General features: G+C 73.2%; 14 protein-coding genes. 3 read left to right on the top strand and 11 right to left on the bottom strand.

What is annotated here, in order from left to right; translation table 11 throughout:
- Positions 1-93: 93 nt before the first annotated feature.
- Complete coding sequence (locus tag R2B67_RS15340; protein ID WP_237327211.1) at positions 94-282, top strand: hypothetical protein; 189 nt, start codon at positions 94-96, stop codon at positions 280-282.
- 23 nt (positions 283-305) lie between these two features.
- Here R2B67_RS15340 and R2B67_RS15335 read toward each other — a convergent pair whose 3' ends face one another.
- The 6 genes from R2B67_RS15335 to R2B67_RS15310 form a co-directional block, all read right to left on the bottom strand.
- Complete coding sequence (locus R2B67_RS15335; RefSeq protein ID WP_317818616.1) at positions 306-1370, bottom strand: peptidase C39 family protein; 1065 nt, start codon at positions 1368-1370, stop codon at positions 306-308.
- Entirely contained in the window at positions 1367-3445 is a 2079-nt protein-coding gene (locus tag R2B67_RS15330; RefSeq protein ID WP_317818607.1) for an iron ABC transporter permease, read from the bottom strand. The genes R2B67_RS15335 and R2B67_RS15330 overlap by 4 nt, the downstream gene beginning before the upstream one ends.
- The gene (locus tag R2B67_RS15325; protein WP_317818599.1) at positions 3442-4503 is read right to left on the bottom strand and encodes an ABC transporter substrate-binding protein; all 1062 of its coding nucleotides are present in this window, start codon (positions 4501-4503) and stop codon (positions 3442-3444) included. Before R2B67_RS15325 ends, R2B67_RS15330 begins: the two co-directional genes overlap by 4 nt.
- Complete coding sequence (locus tag R2B67_RS15320) at positions 4500-5405, bottom strand: ABC transporter ATP-binding protein (protein WP_317824863.1); 906 nt, start codon at positions 5403-5405, stop codon at positions 4500-4502. Before R2B67_RS15320 ends, R2B67_RS15325 begins: the two co-directional genes overlap by 4 nt.
- Before the next feature lie 167 nt (positions 5406-5572).
- The gene (locus R2B67_RS15315) at positions 5573-6433 is read right to left on the bottom strand and encodes a helix-turn-helix domain-containing protein (protein ID WP_317824862.1); all 861 of its coding nucleotides are present in this window, start codon (positions 6431-6433) and stop codon (positions 5573-5575) included.
- Between the two features lie 138 nt (positions 6434-6571).
- The gene (locus tag R2B67_RS15310; protein WP_317818593.1) at positions 6572-8215 is read right to left on the bottom strand and encodes a DNA repair helicase XPB; all 1644 of its coding nucleotides are present in this window, start codon (positions 8213-8215) and stop codon (positions 6572-6574) included.
- Between the two features lie 180 nt (positions 8216-8395).
- Here R2B67_RS15310 and R2B67_RS15305 point away from each other — a divergent pair, with 180 nt between their 5' ends.
- Positions 8396-9271, top strand: coding sequence for an NAD(P)-dependent oxidoreductase (locus R2B67_RS15305; RefSeq protein WP_381073475.1), 876 nt, complete (start codon positions 8396-8398; stop codon positions 9269-9271).
- A gap of 12 nt (positions 9272-9283) precedes the next feature.
- Here the strand turns inward: R2B67_RS15305 and R2B67_RS15300 are convergent, their stop codons facing one another.
- The 4 genes from R2B67_RS15300 to R2B67_RS15285 all read right to left on the bottom strand — a co-directional run bounded on the left by R2B67_RS15300 (position 9284) and on the right by R2B67_RS15285 (position 13554).
- On the bottom strand, positions 9284-9922 hold the full coding sequence (locus R2B67_RS15300; protein ID WP_317818589.1) for a TetR/AcrR family transcriptional regulator: 639 nt from the start codon (positions 9920-9922) through the stop codon (positions 9284-9286).
- 36 nt (positions 9923-9958) lie between these two features.
- Entirely contained in the window at positions 9959-10675 is a 717-nt protein-coding gene (locus R2B67_RS15295) for a YqjF family protein (protein ID WP_317824861.1), read from the bottom strand.
- 117 nt (positions 10676-10792) lie between these two features.
- Complete coding sequence (locus R2B67_RS15290; protein ID WP_317818587.1) at positions 10793-10918, bottom strand: hypothetical protein; 126 nt, start codon at positions 10916-10918, stop codon at positions 10793-10795.
- A gap of 176 nt (positions 10919-11094) precedes the next feature.
- Positions 11095-13554: a helicase-associated domain-containing protein gene (locus R2B67_RS15285; RefSeq protein ID WP_317818585.1), complete on the bottom strand. Its 2460-nt coding sequence runs from the start codon at positions 13552-13554 to the stop codon at positions 11095-11097.
- Between the two features lie 54 nt (positions 13555-13608).
- Between R2B67_RS15285 and R2B67_RS15280 the strand changes: the two genes are divergently transcribed.
- The gene (locus tag R2B67_RS15280; RefSeq protein ID WP_317818579.1) at positions 13609-14784 is read left to right on the top strand and encodes a hypothetical protein; all 1176 of its coding nucleotides are present in this window, start codon (positions 13609-13611) and stop codon (positions 14782-14784) included.
- A 4-nt stretch (positions 14785-14788) separates the two neighbouring features.
- Here the strand turns inward: R2B67_RS15280 and R2B67_RS15275 are convergent, their stop codons facing one another.
- Positions 14789-15787 (bottom strand): ABC transporter substrate-binding protein, encoded by a 999-nt coding sequence (locus R2B67_RS15275; protein ID WP_317818577.1) that lies wholly within the window; start codon positions 15785-15787, stop codon positions 14789-14791.
- Positions 15788-15790: the final 3 nt, after the last annotated feature.

The following is a 15790-nucleotide window of genomic DNA, read 5'->3' as shown; positions in this document are numbered from 1 at the left end:
GGCCCGAGCGGTACTGGAGAGCTACGCGTCCGGCGCCCAGGTTCCCTCTGCGGGCCGACGCGGCCGAACGGGTGACGGGAGCACCATGGATACATGAGCACAACCACCCTGAACCCCCGCAGGACCGGCCCCGCGCACGGCGCGACCGCGGTCACCGGTCACCACCGACCCCATCGCGTCGGCGACGCGCTGCGCGCCGTGAAGGTGTTCGTGACGGCGGCGTTCAGCGTGGTCGTCCTGGGGGAGTACGCGGAGGGCGCGGGCGTACGCCGGGGCCACTGAAGCCACCGTTGTACGCCGGTTCCTCAGCGAGTCTCTCCCCCGATGCGCACCGCGCCCCGGAAGTCCCGGCTCCGCTCCTGACCGACCAGCGACATCGCGTCGAGCGACCCGTCGGGAACGGGCAGCAGATGGGCGTCCACCCAGCTCTCTCCCGCAGCCGTGGTGAACCACGGATCGTCCACCACCACCGCACCCGGTACGGCCCCGTGGCACAGCACCCAGTGCGGTACGTCGAACCCCTGCATCGTGGCCAGCGACACGAGCAGCAGCACATGCTCCCGTCGGCCGACCGCGTCCCGGACCTCGGCCACCGACAGCCGCCGCGCCTCGACCGGGACCCCGAGCCGCCCGGCCTCCGCCCGTGACGCCCGCTGGAGCACGGCCCGCCACTCCCGCTCGTCCCCGGAGAGGTGGTCGAGAAGGACGGGCCCGTCCGTGTCGAGGTACACCTCCACCGGCGACGACGGCCACCGGCGGCGGACCGCGACGCCCAGTCCCACCGGCTCGCACGCGGCGAAGTTGGTCGCGTCCCGCCACAGCGTCAGCTCCGCCTCCCGGTCGAGCGACTCCACCGCCTCCACGCCCGCGTGCGCCTGCGCGGCCAGCGCGGTGACGGCGCCGCAGGTGAAGTGGGTGCTCTGCCGGTAGTACGGCGGCGGCTCGGCGACCCCGTCCCCACCACCCTCGTACAGCCAGCGCACATATCCGGCCCCGGGCCCCTCCGCCTCCTGCCCGTGCGTGAGCGGCAGCCGCAGCCGGGCGAAGCCGGCCGCCGCCGCGTCCTCGGGGCCCGCCGTCCACCCCTCCCACTTGACCTGCGCGAGGCCCTGCTCGTACGCGTACGAGAGGACCGCTCCGACCGCCGCCGGTACGTCCCCGACCGCGTCCACGATCTTCACGTAGGCGGTCCCGGGGCGTGCCGTCAGCAGCGCGGCGCCACCGCCGCCGGGTGCGACCACCAGGCGCGGAGCGTGCGGGGAGCGGTCGACGGCGCCCCAGCGCTCCAGCACCTCGGGCGGGGCGGTCCGCCGCAGCGGCTCCGGCCAGGCGCCGGGCTCGTACGGAACGACCGTGTACGTCGACGTCATGCGCGGGACCTCCGGAGCAGCCAGACGAAGTACGGGGCGCCGACCAGGGCGACCATGAGCCCGGCGGGGATCTGGGCGGGCGCGATGAGCGTGCGGCCCAGGGTGTCGGCCACGCAGACCAGCACCCCGCCGATGAGCATGGCGACCGGGATCGCGCGGCCGTGCCGGGCGCCGACCAGGGACCGGGCGAGGTGCGGGGCGACGAGCCCGACGAAGCCGACGACACCGATCGCGATCACGCCGAGCGCGGCGAGGACCGCGGCGATGGTGAGCGAGGCGAAGCGGGTGCGGGCCGGGCTGACGCCGAGGATGCGCGGGGTGTCCTCGTCGACGGCGAGCAGGTCGAGCTGACGGCGCATCGAGAGCAGCAGCGGCAGCGCGATCAGCAGGGCCACCGCGACCGGTACGACGTCGGGGAGCGTGCGCCCATACGTCGTACCGGAGAGCCAGGTGAGGATGCGGGGCGTGTTCCACGGGTCGGCGCGCAGCAGGAGGAAGGTGGAGACGGCGCTGAGCCCGTACCCGCAGCCGATGCCGATCAGCACGAACCGGTCGGGCAGGAAGCCGCCGCGCCAGGCCAGCAGCGCGATCAGCGCGAACGTGGCGAGCCCGGTGGCGACGGCGGCGGCGATGAGCAGCGGCCGGCCGCCGGGCAGGTCCGATGTCACGACGGCCACCGCACCGAGCCCGGCCCCCGCCGTGATGCCGAGCACGCCCGGCTCGGCGAGCGGGTTGCGTACCGCGCTCTGCACCGCGCACCCGGCAAGTCCGAGCGCCGCGCCCGCGAGCACGGCGGCGGCCACCCGGGGCATCCGGTCGTCGAGTGCGCGCCCGATCAGGTCGGGCGCGGTGCCCTGCACCCAGAGGACGAGGTCCCCCGTACGCAGCCAGAGGCTCCCCGCCAGGATCCCGACGAGCACGGCCCCGGCCAGCAGCACCACCGCGCCGCCCACCACGAGGAGGAACGACCGGCGCGACCGGGTGGCGGCGCGGGCCTGCGGGGGCTGCCGGACCGGTCCCGCATCCCGGAGGCGGAGCGCGAGGACCACGATGACGACGGCGCCCAGCAGCGCGGTCGGGATGCCCGTGGGGACGGAGGCGGCCCCCTCGGCGCCCAGCACCGCGCGCAGCGACGCGTCCGCGAGCAGGACGAGGAGCGCGCCGAGCAGCCCGGCCCCGGGGATGAGCAGGGCGTGCCGGTGCAGGGCCCGGACGCGTACGGCGACCAGCCGGGCCAGGACCGGGGCGCCGAGCCCGACGAACGCGATCGGGCCCGCGAGGGTCACCGCCGTGCTGGTCAGGAGTACGGCGCAGAGCACCGCGACCGTCCGGGTCGCCCGGATCGGCACGCCGAGCGAGGACGCGGTGTCCTCGCCCAGGCCGAGCACGTCCAGCTTCCGGGAGAGCGCGAGGGCGACGCACAGCACCACGGCCACCAGCGGGATCGCGCGCATCGACGCGTCGATGTTGAGCTGCGCGAGGGAGCCGCTGCCCCAGGCGAAGAGGCCGGTGGTGTTCCGGTCGAAGAGGATCAGCAGCATCGCGGTCGCCGCGTCCAGCGCCATCGCCGTCGCCGATCCGGCGAGGACGAGACGGGTGCCGGAGGTGCCCGCCGTACGGCCCGTGAGGGCGAGCACGAGCGCCGCCGCGAGCAGCCCGCCCGCGAAGGCGACGGCACCGGAGGCCCAGAGCGGCACGGTGAGCCCGAAGGCGGCGACGGCCGAGAGCGTGAAGTACGCCCCGGCGGTGACCGCGAGGGTGTCGGGGGATGCGAGGGCGTTACGGGTGACGGACTGGAGCAGCGCCCCGGCCGCCCCGAGGGCGAAGCCGACGGCCACCCCCGCGAGCAGCCGGGGCAGCCGAGAACCGGCCACGATGTCCCCGACCGGCACCCCGCCGACGTCCTCCCGCGCCCCGGCGGCGTATCGGATCAGGTCCCACATCCCCGCGCCGGAGGTCCCCTGGGTCAGATGCCAGAGGCCCACCAGCACGATGGAGACGGCGAGGAGGCCGAGGACGGCGGCCCCGGCGAGGCGGCCGCCGCCGGGTACGGCGGCTTCGGCTCGAACGCTCACTTCTTGGTCAGGACATCGACGTACGCGTCGATCGCCTGCTCGCACGAGCGCGGCCCGCCGGCGCCCCAGACGCGCGCGGGGAAGCTGTGCGCGCGGCCTTCCTTCACGGCGGGGAGCGACTTCCAGACCGGGTTCTTCTGGAGGGCCTTGACGTAGCCTCCGGCGCCTTCGTCGTTGGCGTAGAAGAGGTTGGCCTTGCCGACGGCGGTCAGCCCTTCGACGTCGGTCTGCGCCAGGCCGTAGGACGGGTCGACGCCGCCGTCCCCGTACGCCTTGTTGATGTCGTCGGTCCAGGCGGCCTTCATGCCCAGCTCCTCGCCGATCGCGGTGAACAGGGCGGCCTCGCCGTACGGGCGGACCGTGAGGTTGCCGCCCTGGAGCCAGCCGTCGAAGAACAGGAAGTCCTTCGTCGGCAGATCGGCGTCCGCCACCTGCTTCTTGGCCTCCGCGAGGCGGCCGTCGAACTCGCCGATCACCTGCTTCGCCCGCTCGGTCCGCCCGGTCGCCTCACCGATGAGGTTGAACACGTCCCGCACGTTGCCGATGGGGTCCTCGGGATTGGCGCCACGCGTGGCCATGACCGGTATGCCGCGCTTCTCCAGCGCGACGAGGGTCTCGTCCTTGGCGTCGAACGCCTCCACGACGACGAGGTCCGGCTTGGCGGCGGCGAGGGTGTCGAGGTCGGGCTCCTCGCGGGTCCCGATGTCCGTCACCCCCTGGGGGAGCTTCTCCGCGCTGACCCAGGTCCGGTACCCCTTCGCGTCGGAGACCGCGACGGGCGTGACGCAGAGCGTGAGGGCGTCCTCGACCTGCTGCCACTCCAGGACGGCGATGCGCCGGGCGGGCTTGTCCAGCTCCACCTTCCGGCCGAGGCTGTCGGTGAGGGTGACCGGCTCGGTCGAGGTCGCGGTGGTGTCCCCGGCACAGTCCTTGGAGGCCGGGGAGGCGGCGGCGCCGGCCTCGGGCGCCTTGACGTCGGTCGTGCCGCAGGCCGTGGTGGCGAGGGCGACGGCGAGCCCGGTGGCGGCTGACGCCAGGAGACGGCGGGCGCGGATCATGAGGGGTCCTCTTCTCTGTCACTGCATGTCGGGGAAGTGGTCGGGGTGTTCGGGGCGGGATGGCGTCCGACGGGGTCGATACGGACCCGGCCCGTGCGCGGGTCGACGCCCGCCTCGACGCGGATGTCGTAGACCTCGCGGATGTTCTGCGCGGTCAGGACGTCGGCGGGCGGACCGGCGGCGTGGACGCGGCCGGAGCGCATGAGGACGAGGGTGTCGGCGACCCGGGCGGCGTGGTCGAGGTCGTGGAGCACGATGCCGACGGCGATGCCGTGGTCCTGGACGAGGTCGCGCACCAGGTCGAGCGTCTCGATCTGGTAGCGCAGGTCCAGGTGGTTGGTCGGCTCGTCCAGCAGCACGACGCCGGTGTTCTGGGCCAGGCAGGCCGCGAGCCACACGCGCTGCATCTCGCCGCCGGAGAGCTCCCCGGCGGCCCGGGCGGCCATGTCCCGTACGCCGGTGGCATCCATGGCGTACGCGATCGCGGCCCGGTCCTCGGCGGAGAGGCCGGAGAAGCCGCGCCGGTAGGGGTGGCGGCCGAAGGCCACGACCTCCGCCACCGTCAGGCCTTGCGGCGCGGGCCGCGACTGGGAGAAGAGGGTGACCTCCCGGGCGAACTCCCGTGCGCTGAGCAGGGAGACGACCCGCTCGGGAGCGCCGCCGGGGCCGACGGGGCCTCCGGGGCCGCCGCCGAGCGTCACCGTGCCGTCGTCCACCTGGTGGAGCCGGGCGAGCGAGCGCAGCAGTGTGGACTTGCCGCTGCCGTTCGGGCCGACCAGGGCGGTCGCGCGGCCGGGCTCCAGGGACAGCGAGACACCGTGCACGACGGGCGTCTTTCCGTACCGCAGCACCAGCCGGCGCCCGTTGAGGGCGGCCGAGGGCGGGGGATGGCTGGGGAACATGGGGCGTCCGGTCGGGTCGGAGGGGTGGGGGCGCACGGCACCCTGGGCGCCGCGCGCCGCCGACCGGCCCACGCGCTCTTCGAGCCCGACGACGACCACACGTGGCGGGCAACAACTAAGGGTTACCTAACTCCTGGAAGGCTATATTCCGCCTGCCGTGTCGGCAATCAGGAGCTGGAGACACCGGATACGGCGTTCCGGACACCTGAGGCGTCGCGCCGGCCGGCTCGGGAGCCGCGCTCGGCGGCCGAACGGAACTCCGCCCCCGTGGCCGTACTGAAGAACGCCCCCGGCGTCGTCCCCACCACCCGCCGGAACGCGGCGATGAAGGTGCTGGGCTGCGCATAGCCGAGCTCCTCGCCGACGCTCTGCACCTCCCACCCCTCGGAGAGCAGCGTCAACGCCCGGTGGACCCGGAGCGTCTGCCGCCACTGAGTGAAGGACAGCCCCGTGGAGTGGCGGAACGCCCGCGTGACCGTACGGTCGCTGGTCCCGAGCTTTCGCGCCCACTCCTCCAGCGACCGGGAGTCGGCGGGGTCCTCCAGCAGGGCCTCGGCGATGGTGTCGATCCGGTCGTCGCCGGGCAGCCGGAGCGAGAACGGGCGCTCCGAGGGCAGCAGTACGTCGAACACGACGGACTCCGCCCGCGCCCGGGCCCCGGCATCGAGGTCCGTACGGGCCAGATGGGTCAGCAACGACTCCAGCAGCGGGGTCATCTCGACGGCGGTCGGCCCGTCGAAGGCGACGGGCGTCCGCTCGGGCGCGAAGAAGGCGTCGTAGAACTCGACCCCGGCGGTCAGCCGCCCCCCGTGCACCACCCCGGCGGGCATCCACAGGCCCTGCCCCTCGGAGACGGTGAACACCTGGTCCGCCACCCGGGACATCAGGGTGCCGCCGCGCACCCAGACCAGTTCGTGCAGGGGGTGGGTGTGCGGCTCCCACTCGGTCGGGACGCCGGGTACGTGGGACTCGGAGATGATCACGAACGGTGCCGCGGCCCCCGCCGGAACCGCCGAGGCCCGGCGCATCACGGTGCCGGGCTCACGCGGCCACGCCCCGAATCCCGCGAGGTCAGGAGGGCGAGGGGACATGGGCCCGACTGTATCCGGTGTGTCCCGCGCGGATCCGGTGTGTCCCCGCGCCCCCTCGCGTACGTCTTCGCTCCCTCAGTTCCCGGCCAGCAGCTCGTCCGCGTCGACGATCCGGTACGCGTACCCCTGCTCGGCCAGGAACCGCTGGCGGTGCGCCGCGAAGTCCTGGTCGATGGTGTCGCGCGCGACGACCGAGTAGAACCGCGCCTCGTGCCCGTCGGCCTTCGGCCGCAGGACGCGCCCGAGCCGCTGCGCCTCCTCCTGCCGCGACCCGAAGGTCCCGGAGACCTGGATGGCGACGGTGGCCTCCGGCAGGTCGATGGAGAAGTTGGCGACCTTGGAGACGACGAGGACGCTGATCTCCCCGTTCCGGAACGCGCCGAAGAGCTTCTCGCGCTGGGCGTTGCTGGTCTCGCCCTTGATGACCGGGGCGTCGAGATGTTCCCCCAGCTCATCCAGCTGATCGATGTACTGCCCGATGACGAGGGTCTGCTCGCCCCGGTGCTTGCGTACGAGCGCCTCGGTCACCTTCCGCTTGGTGGCGGTGGTGGCGCAGAACCGGTACTTCTCCTCCGCCTCGGCGGTGGCGTACGCGAGCCGCTCGGAGTCGGTGAGGTTGACCCGTACCTCCACGCAGTCGGCGGGCGCGATGTAGCCCTGCGCCTCGATCTCCTTCCACGGGGCGTCGAACCGCTTGGGCCCGATGAGCGAGAAGACGTCGGACTCGCGCCCGTCCTCCCGTACGAGGGTGGCGGTCAGCCCCAGCCGCCGCCGGGCCTGGAGGTCGGCGGTGAACTTGAAGACGGGTGCCGGCAGCAGATGCACCTCGTCGTAGACGACGAGCCCCCAGTCGCGGGAGTCGAAGAGTTCGAGGTGCGGGTAGATGCCCTTCCTGCGGGTGGTCAGCACCTGGTAAGTGGCGATGGTGACCGGCCGGATCTCCTTCTTCGTCCCGCTGTACTCGCCGATCTCGTCCTCGGTGAGGGAGGTCCGCTTCACCAGCTCGTGCTTCCACTGCCGGGCGGAGACGGTGTTGGTGACGAGGATGAGGGTGGTGGCTTTGGCCTCGGCCATGGCACCAGCACCCACCAGCGTCTTCCCGGCCCCACAAGGCAGGACAACCACTCCTGACCCACCGTGCCAGAACCCCTCGACGGCCTGCCGCTGATACGGCCGCAGGGCCCAGCCGTCCTCGGCCAGCTCGATCGGATGCGCCTCGCCGTCCACGTACCCGGCAAGGTCCTCGGCGGGCCACCCGAGCTTCAGCAGGGTCTGCTTGATCTGCCCGCGCTCGGAGGGGTGCACGGCCACGGTGTCCGGGTCGATCCGGGCGCCGACGAGCGGCTGCACCTTCTTCGACCGCAGGATCTCCTCCAGCACGGGCCGGTCGGTGGTGGTGAGGACGAGCCCGTGCACCGGGTGCTTGGAGAGGGTGAGCCGCCCGTACCGCGCCATCGTCTCGGCGATGTCGACCAGGAGCGCGTGCGGCACGGGGTAGCGGGAGTACTCCACCAGGGCGTCGACGACCTGCTCGGCGTCGTGCCCGGCGGCGCGGGCGTTCCACAGCCCGAGCGGGGTGACCCGGTACGTGTGGATGTGCTCGGGCGCACGCTCCAGCTCCGCGAAGGGTGCGATGACCCGGCGGCAGGCGTCCGCCAGCTCGTGGTCGACCTCCAGGAGCAGCGTCTTGTCGCTCTGGACGATGAGGGGTCCGGTCACGCGCTTCGGCCCTTTCTGCGGGGTGCGGCCACGGATGCGGCCAAACGTCCAGTGTGCCGCATCGCGGGGCGGGACGGGTGGGGCGGAGCAGAGGAGGAATTTCGTCTGAGTAGAGCGTTCTTTCTAGTACGGTGCTAGCCTGAACGCCAAATAGAACGATCGATTTAGTCTCACGGAGTGATGATGCAGAAGAAGTCAGTCACCGTCATCGGGCTGGGCCCGATGGGGCGCGCGATGGTCACGACGTTCCTCGACAGCGGTCACCCCGTGACCGTGTGGAACCGGACCAGGAGCCGGGCGGACGACCTGGTGGCGAAGGGGGCCGTGCTGGCCGACGATCCGGCCGGGGCCGTGGCGGCCGGCGAGATCGTCGTCCTGAGCCTGACGGACTACGACGCGATGTACGCCATCCTCGGGCCGGCCACGGGCGCGCTGGCCGGAAAGACGCTCGTCAACCTCAGCTCGGACACGCCGGACAAGGCGCGCGAGGCGGCCGCCTGGGCCGCCGGTCACGGCGCGCAGTACCTCACGGGCGGTGTGCAGGCTCCGCCCGACGGTATCGGGAAGGAGGAGTCCTTCACCTTCTACAGCGGCCCGAGAAGTGTCTTCGAGAGCAGCCGGGAGGTCCTGGAAGTCCTCACCAGGACCGACTACCGGGGCGAGGACCCGGGGCTGGCGGCGCTCTACTACCAGCTCCAGCTGGGCGTCTTCTGGACGACCTCGCTGGCGTTCCTGCACGCCCTCGCGGTGGCCGACGCGCACGGGATCAAGGCCGCGGAGCTGGTGCCCCACCTCTCGGACACGATGGCCACCATGCCCGACTTCTTCGGCTTCTACAGCCCGCGCATCGACGCGGGGGAGCACCCGGGCGATGTCGACCGGCTCTCCATGGGCGTCGCCAGCGTCGACCACGTGGTGCAGACGTCCAAGGACGCGGGGGTCGATCCCTCGCTGGTCGAGGCGGTCCTCGCGGTCTTCGAGCGGGGCATGGCGGCCGGGCACGCCGAGGACAGCTTCACGAGCCTGATCGAGACGTTCCGGAAGCCCGGCTCCTGATCAGCATCAGGATCAGGGGCGGTGCGTGGCTCCCCGTGCCCCTTCGACCAGCCTCGCCAGGTGCTTTCCCGCCAGGTCCAGCGGCTCCCTGCTCTGGGAGAGCTGGGCGGCGAGTTCGGCGCCCTCCAGAGTGCTGATCACGGTGTGGGCGAGCCCCCGCGCCTCTTCCTCGTCGATGCCGGCTTCCTTGAGCCGCTCGAAGACCACCTCGTGCCAGTGGGACAGTGCTTCGGCGGCCGCCACCTGGATGTCCGGGAGGCGGCTGCTGGCACCGAGGGCGGTCGCGGCCACGGGGCAGCCGCTGTGCCATCCCGAGGCGTGCAGCCCGTCGGCCAGCAGGGCGGTGAAGATTCTGAGGGCTTCGGCCGGATCGCTCTCGGCCCGCATGACGGCGTCCAGCTCGTCGATGAACTCCTGCTCACCGCTGCGGATCACCGCGACGGCCAACTCCTGCTTCCCGCCGGGGAAGAAGTGGTAGACCGAGCCGGCTGTGGCGTTCGCCGTGACGGAGATCTGCTTGATCCCCGTGCCGTCGTAGCCGTGTCGCTGCATCAGCTGCGAGGCGGCCCGGACGATCCGCTCGCGCGTGCCGACGAGGGGCTCGGAGGGGGCTTCCTGCTCCCGCGCGGTGTCGACCGGCAACTCTTCCATGAGGGAGAGAATACTCCCCCCGCTAGAGCGTTCTTTCTACTGCTGGACCATGCGCCCGGGGCCGGCCCCGCGCCGCTGCGGACCGAAGCGCACGGGTACGCCCGGCGAGTACAGCACGCTCACCGGCTCCCCGACCGGCGCGGGCAGCCCTCCGGCCGCCACCAGGTCCTCGTCGCACTCCAGCAGCTCCGCCCGGTGCAGCGGCCACTGCGGATGGACGTTGGGCAGATACGCGGTCCGCCCGAAGAGCGAGCTGTGCAGGGCCCAACGGGCGGTCAGGAAGTGCTCCAGGGGCGTGGGTTCGCCGATCGCCTCCCCTGCCCGCAGCACGATCCTGCTCCGCGCACCGCGCGGCCCGGGCCACCGCCGGGTGCTCGTGTACGTGAGGGTGTCGCCGGAGCGCTCGATGCCCATCCGGGCCCACACGTACGGCAGCCGCACCGCGGCCCGCGCCACGAGAACAGGGATCAGCCGCGAGGCGTCGAGGGACCGGAAGACGACACCGCGCCGCCCGCGCTCATCGACCGAGTACAGCCGCACATTGGTCTCGGGAAAGGTCCCCAGGTAGGGGATGCCCGGCAGCCCGAGCCACCCCACCCGGTGCATCCGGAACGCGACGAGCCCCACGTAGGTCACCCCGTCGAAGGTGTCCGGCACGGTCCCCGCCGGCAACAGCGGCGCCACATCCGCCGGATCGGCCGCCCAGTGCAGGAACGCCAGATCCAGCCAGGACTGCGTGAGCAGCGGCGGCATGGGGGCGGCGGGCGGTGCGGGTGATACCGGTTCAGGTGACACCGGTTCAGGCGACACCGGTTCAGGCGACACCGGTTCGGGGACCCGGTCGGCGGAAGTCATCTCCGTACGCGGCTGCTACTCGGCCTCGCCGGACTGCCCGGAGCGCTTGCTCCGCCTGACGCCGAGTACGGCGAGACCGAGGACGGCCACCACGACGATCGCCATCATGATCTGCTCGCCGACGGTCAGAGTTCCGATCATCGTCATCTCCTCGGTGGATCGGTGGATCGGTCCATCGGTGCATCGACTGGACGCGTACGGCGAACATGTCATGCGGGACGACCCGCGACAACCAGGAACGTCATCCTCTGAGCTTCCCTTGAGCACACCGGAAGCGAGCGCGGGGGCGAGCCGGGCAGGGACCCCTGCCCCTGGCCTTACGTCCCGTCCTCCGCCAGCTCCGCCACCCCCGTGATCCGGTGCAGTGCGAACGTGCGGACCTCGTCGGCCGTGTGGTCGTACGCCGTGACGAAGCCGCCCTCCACGCGGACCGGGGCGATCACGCGCTGGCTGGCCGCGCCCTCCGCGTTGACGTAGCCGATCCAGACCGCGGTGCCCGTCATCGCGGCCGCCTGGACCGTGGCCAGGGTCTCCGCGGAGGTGGTGCGGGGGAGGGAGCCGGAGGCGTGCGTGCCTGTAGCGCCCTCGGCCGGCTCCTTGCGGACCACCGTGGCCGCTGTGTCGCCGGCGCGGATGGCCCGGACCGCCGCGCCCAGGAGGGTTTCGTCCGGCGTCGGGGGGCCTTCCGGGACGGGAGTGGGGGGCGTGCGGGGTGGGGTGCGGCGGGCGCCGGCTCGGGTGATCAGGACGTCGCCCTCGGCGGATTCGGCGGCGGGGGCGTAGCCCATCTCGCGGAGCGCCTCCAGGAGCGAGCCGGGGTCGGCCTGGGAGGCCAGGACCGTGGGGGCCAGGCGGCGCAGGCGCAGGCCGGTGGAGCGGCGGTCGGCCAGGATCTCGTTGAGCACCGCCTCGTCGTCGCAGCGTACGTACGCGGAGGCGGCCCCGATCCGCAGGTGGCCGTGGCGGCGGGCCACGTCGTCGATCAGGTAACTCAGCGGCTGCGGCACCGGCGTACGGCTGTGCGCGGCCAGGAACGCGTGCAGGTCGGCCGCCGCCTGCCCGGCGTCCAGTGCGCGGCGGACCGAGCCGGGCGTGAAGCGGTAGACCGTCGCCCCGCCCTTCGATTCCACGTCCGCCAGGACCGAGAGGGTTTCCGCCAGGGGGCGTTCCAGGGGGCCCGGGGCCACCGCCGTCAGGTCCGCCTGGAGCAGGACGTGGTCCAGGGGTTCGGGGAGGAGAGGGGCGAGGAGGGTTGCCGCCGCCTCCTCTCCCTCGTCCAGGAGTGCGCGGGCCTGCGCGGAGAGCGCGCCCCGGCCCGTGATGCCCAGCAGCTCCGCCTCGTTCAGGGTCCAGAGAGCTAGGCGGGAGCGGAGGTCGGTGCCCTCCGCGGAGGGCGCGGAGCCGCGCAACGGGCGTTCCCAGCGCAGTCGTCGCAGCAGTGTCTCCGGGTCCGGCGCGGTGCCCGGTGGCAGTTCGGCGAAGAGGGAGAGGACCCTGCGGCGTACGTCGGGGGACGCCGAGCGGTCCAGCTCGGGGCCGAGTGCGGACAGGGCCCGGCCCTTCGCGTCCTGGCCGCCGACCAGGCCGGGGACCCGGGTGGCCGGGAGCCAGGCGGTGGCGAGGTGGGTCCAGCGGTCCTGGGCGGGGAGGTCGAGCCACTCGTCGTACGCGGGCGTCGGCGCGTACCGCTCGTCGCTCTCGCCGTCGCTGGCCAGCAGCCCGGCCGCGTAGGCGAGTTCGACCCAGAACGCGGCGATCGGCTCGGTGACCTCCAGCGCGGCCGCCACCCGTTTCAGCTCCCGCACGCTCAGGCCGCCCGCGCGCAGGATGGCCGGGCCGCCGCCGTTCCAGAGCTTCAGCAGCTCCTCGACGGTCGAGAGTGCCGTGAACGCCTGGCCGGCCGCCGCTCTGTCCACAGCCTGTGGATCGCGTTCGGCGGCCGCCGCGACGACCGGGGGGACCGGTTCCGGTACGCGGTGGGCGCGCCCGGCGCGCAGATGGAGCGCCGCCTCGCGCGGCAGGACCACCGTGCGCGTCGAGACCGGGAGCAGCAGGCCCCGGTCGCGCAGCCACTTCACGGGGGGAGTGGGGTTCGGGGTGACCTCTCCGTACGGCGGGCCCCACACCAGCCGGTCCAGCACCGACAGCGCCTCCACCGGGGCCGTGTCCAGCAGCTCCGCCATCCGCGTCCGGTCGGTGAAGAGGGAGGACAGCGCCGCCACCGCCGAGACCGGGTCGTGCGTGGCGGGGAGCCCGGACGCCACCAGGATCTCCTGGAGCCGGCCCGGCGACATCCCGGCCGTCGCCTCCGCGACCGTGGGCCCCAGGCCCGTGGGGGAGGGGTGCTGCGGGGACGGGGCGAGCAGCTCGCGGGCCGTACGCACCAGCCGCAGCCGTTCGTCCTCGCCCCAGACCAGGGCCTGTTCGCGCAGCGTCGCCAGCGCGCCCGGCAGCGCGGCGGTGACCGCCGCCCCCACGTCGTCGCGCTGCTCGCCGTCGTCCAGCCCGTCGCCGGTGAGGAGGGAGAGCAGTGTGTCGTACGGGGCCGGGTCCGGGGCCACCGCCAGCGCCTCGGCGGTCTGGAGCGCGAACCGGTCCAGGTGCTCCAGCGCGCGCACCACCGAGGCCCGGGTCCCGGCCCTGGTGGCGAGCTGCGTGATGTCGTTCGGCACCGGGTTGAGGAGGTCGGGGCGGGCACGCAGCAGCCCGGCCAGCGATTCGTCGCCCCGGGCGCGCAGGGCTTCGGCGAGCGTGCGCGGTGGTGTGGTCGTCCCCATCCGTCCCACGTTAGCCCCTGAAACGCTACCGTCGGGGCAGGGCGGCAAGAGGGGATGCACGGCGTGGGGATCGAGAGCGACCAGCTCGTCTACGACTACCTGAGCCGGGTCGGTGACCTGGCCCAGCAGCAACAGCTGTCGTCGGGCGCCCGGATGCGGCTCGTCTCGACGCTGCGGGGCGAGATCGACCGCCGCCGCGCGAGCGAGGGCGCGGACTCCCCGGCGGCCGTGCGGCGGATCATCGGCAGGCTCGGGAGCCCGGCCGAACTGGTCAGCGCGGCAGCGGAGTCGGGGGACGGTTCGGTGCCGCTGCCGTCGGCGCGTACGGGGGACGGCGCGGCGGTCCCGGGGCCCCGGACCGGCTTCCTCCGCAAGGGCCCGAAGGAGCCGAGGGGGCTGGGCTCGCCCGGCAATTCGGACGAGCCGGCGGCCGCCACCGATCCTGCCTCCGGTCCCACCCCCCGTACAGGACCCGGCCCCGGAGACCACCCCCGTACGGACCTGGACCTCACCAAGCCCACCACCCCCGCCGACACCACCCCCTGGCCCCACCCCTCCGCCCCTCACGTCCTCGGCCCCGACGAGCAGAGCAGCGGCGGGGAGGACTGGTGGCGCCTGGAGCCCGGGCCCTTCGACGCGGGGACCGCCATCCCCGGGTTCTTCGGCGGCATCGAGGCCCCCGAGCTCCTCGGCAGGCGGCCCGTGAAGCCCGAGGCCGCGGACAAGGAGGCAGAGGAGGCGGCGGAGGAAGAGGGCCCGGAAGGCGGCGAGGCCGACACCGCAGCGCCAACGGCACCCCGCCGCCGCGCGCTCCGCATCCCCAGGCCCCGGCGCCGCAAGCCGGTCGTCGCCGTCGCCGAACCCGTGGTCGCCGCCGCCCCGGCCCCCCGTGGCGGCTTCGCCCACCCGCTGCTGCTCCTGGCCGCCGTGCTGCTGATCGCCGGTGTGGTCACCGGTTCCTGGATCCCGCTCGCGGGCGGCTGGCTCATCGCGTACGGCTCCCGGACCCTCTCCCGTACGGAGGCGAAGTGGGCGGCCCTGGGGCTGCCGGGCGTCGTCGTCGCCGGGGCGCTCGTCTGGGTGTGGGGGCGGCTGGACGGGCGGTGGGGCGAGCCCATCGCGGACGGTGGCCTGCGCGATGTGCTGATGGGCGCCTGGCCGGTGGTCGTCCGCATCGCGGCCGTCGCCTCCGCGCTCTACCTGGTGTGGCGGGCGCGGAGGCGAGGGTGATGGGCTACTTCAGGTTCGTCCGGAGCTCGTGCAGGATCTTGTCGGCCGCCGTGTAGCCGATGCCCTGGATCCACAGCTGGTCGTCGACCGCGAAGACCTTGCCGTTCTTCACGGCGTCCATGTTCTTCCACAGGCCGCTGCCGGTGGTCTGGGTCTCCTTGGACTTCTTCGGGTCGCCGTACGTCGAGTGGAAGACCGCGTCCGCGTCCGCGAGGTCGATCTTCTCGGGGCTGACGTCGTAGCTGAACCCGTCCTTCGCCTGGTCCGTGATGGCCGGGCGGCCGAGGCCGACGTCGGCGAGGATCGTGGCGATGTAGTTCTTCTTGCCGTAGATGCGGATGTCGGCGCCTTCGACGAACCGGACCATGTTGACCTCGGTCGCCCCGGCCTTCTCCTTGCCGCCGAGCGCCTTCGTCACGTCGGCCACGTGCCGGGCGTAGTCGTCGGTGACCATCTTCGCCTCGGCCTGCTTGTTCAGGGCCTCCGCGTGGACCTGGAAGTTCTCCTTCCAGGGGTAGCCGGTGTTCTCCGTCATCACGGTCGGCGCGATCTTCGACAGCTCGGCGTACTTGTCGCCGTGCCGGATCTTGCTGGTGAGGATGAGGTCGGGCTTGAGACCGGCGATGGCCTCCAGGTTCGGGGTCATCATCTGGCCCACGTCCGTGATGCCCGCGACCTGGTCCTTCGGCAGGTAGTTCAGGAAGCCGGAGTCCACGTCCGCGTGGGTCGCGCCGACCGGCTTCACGCCGAGGGTGAGGACCGAGTCGAGTTCGGCGGTGTCCAGGACGACGACCCGCTGAGGGGCGGCCGGGACCTTCACGTCGCCCATCGCGGTCTTCACCGTACGGGGAGCGCCGGCGGAGGCGTCGTCGGAGCCGGAGGAGCCGGACGCGGAGCCCGAATCGGACGAGAAGCCGCACGCGGACAGCGCCAGCGCGGCCGCCACGGTCAGGGACGCGGCGGCGAGCAGGCGGGAGCGGTGGCTGAGGGTCTTGGCTGTCATGGC

The organism is Streptomyces cyaneofuscatus (genome assembly GCF_033109485.1).
In the GTDB taxonomy this organism is placed as follows: Bacteria; Actinomycetota; Actinomycetes; order Streptomycetales; family Streptomycetaceae; genus Streptomyces; species Streptomyces cyaneofuscatus.
This window is presented reverse-complemented; position numbering and strand designations above follow the sequence as displayed.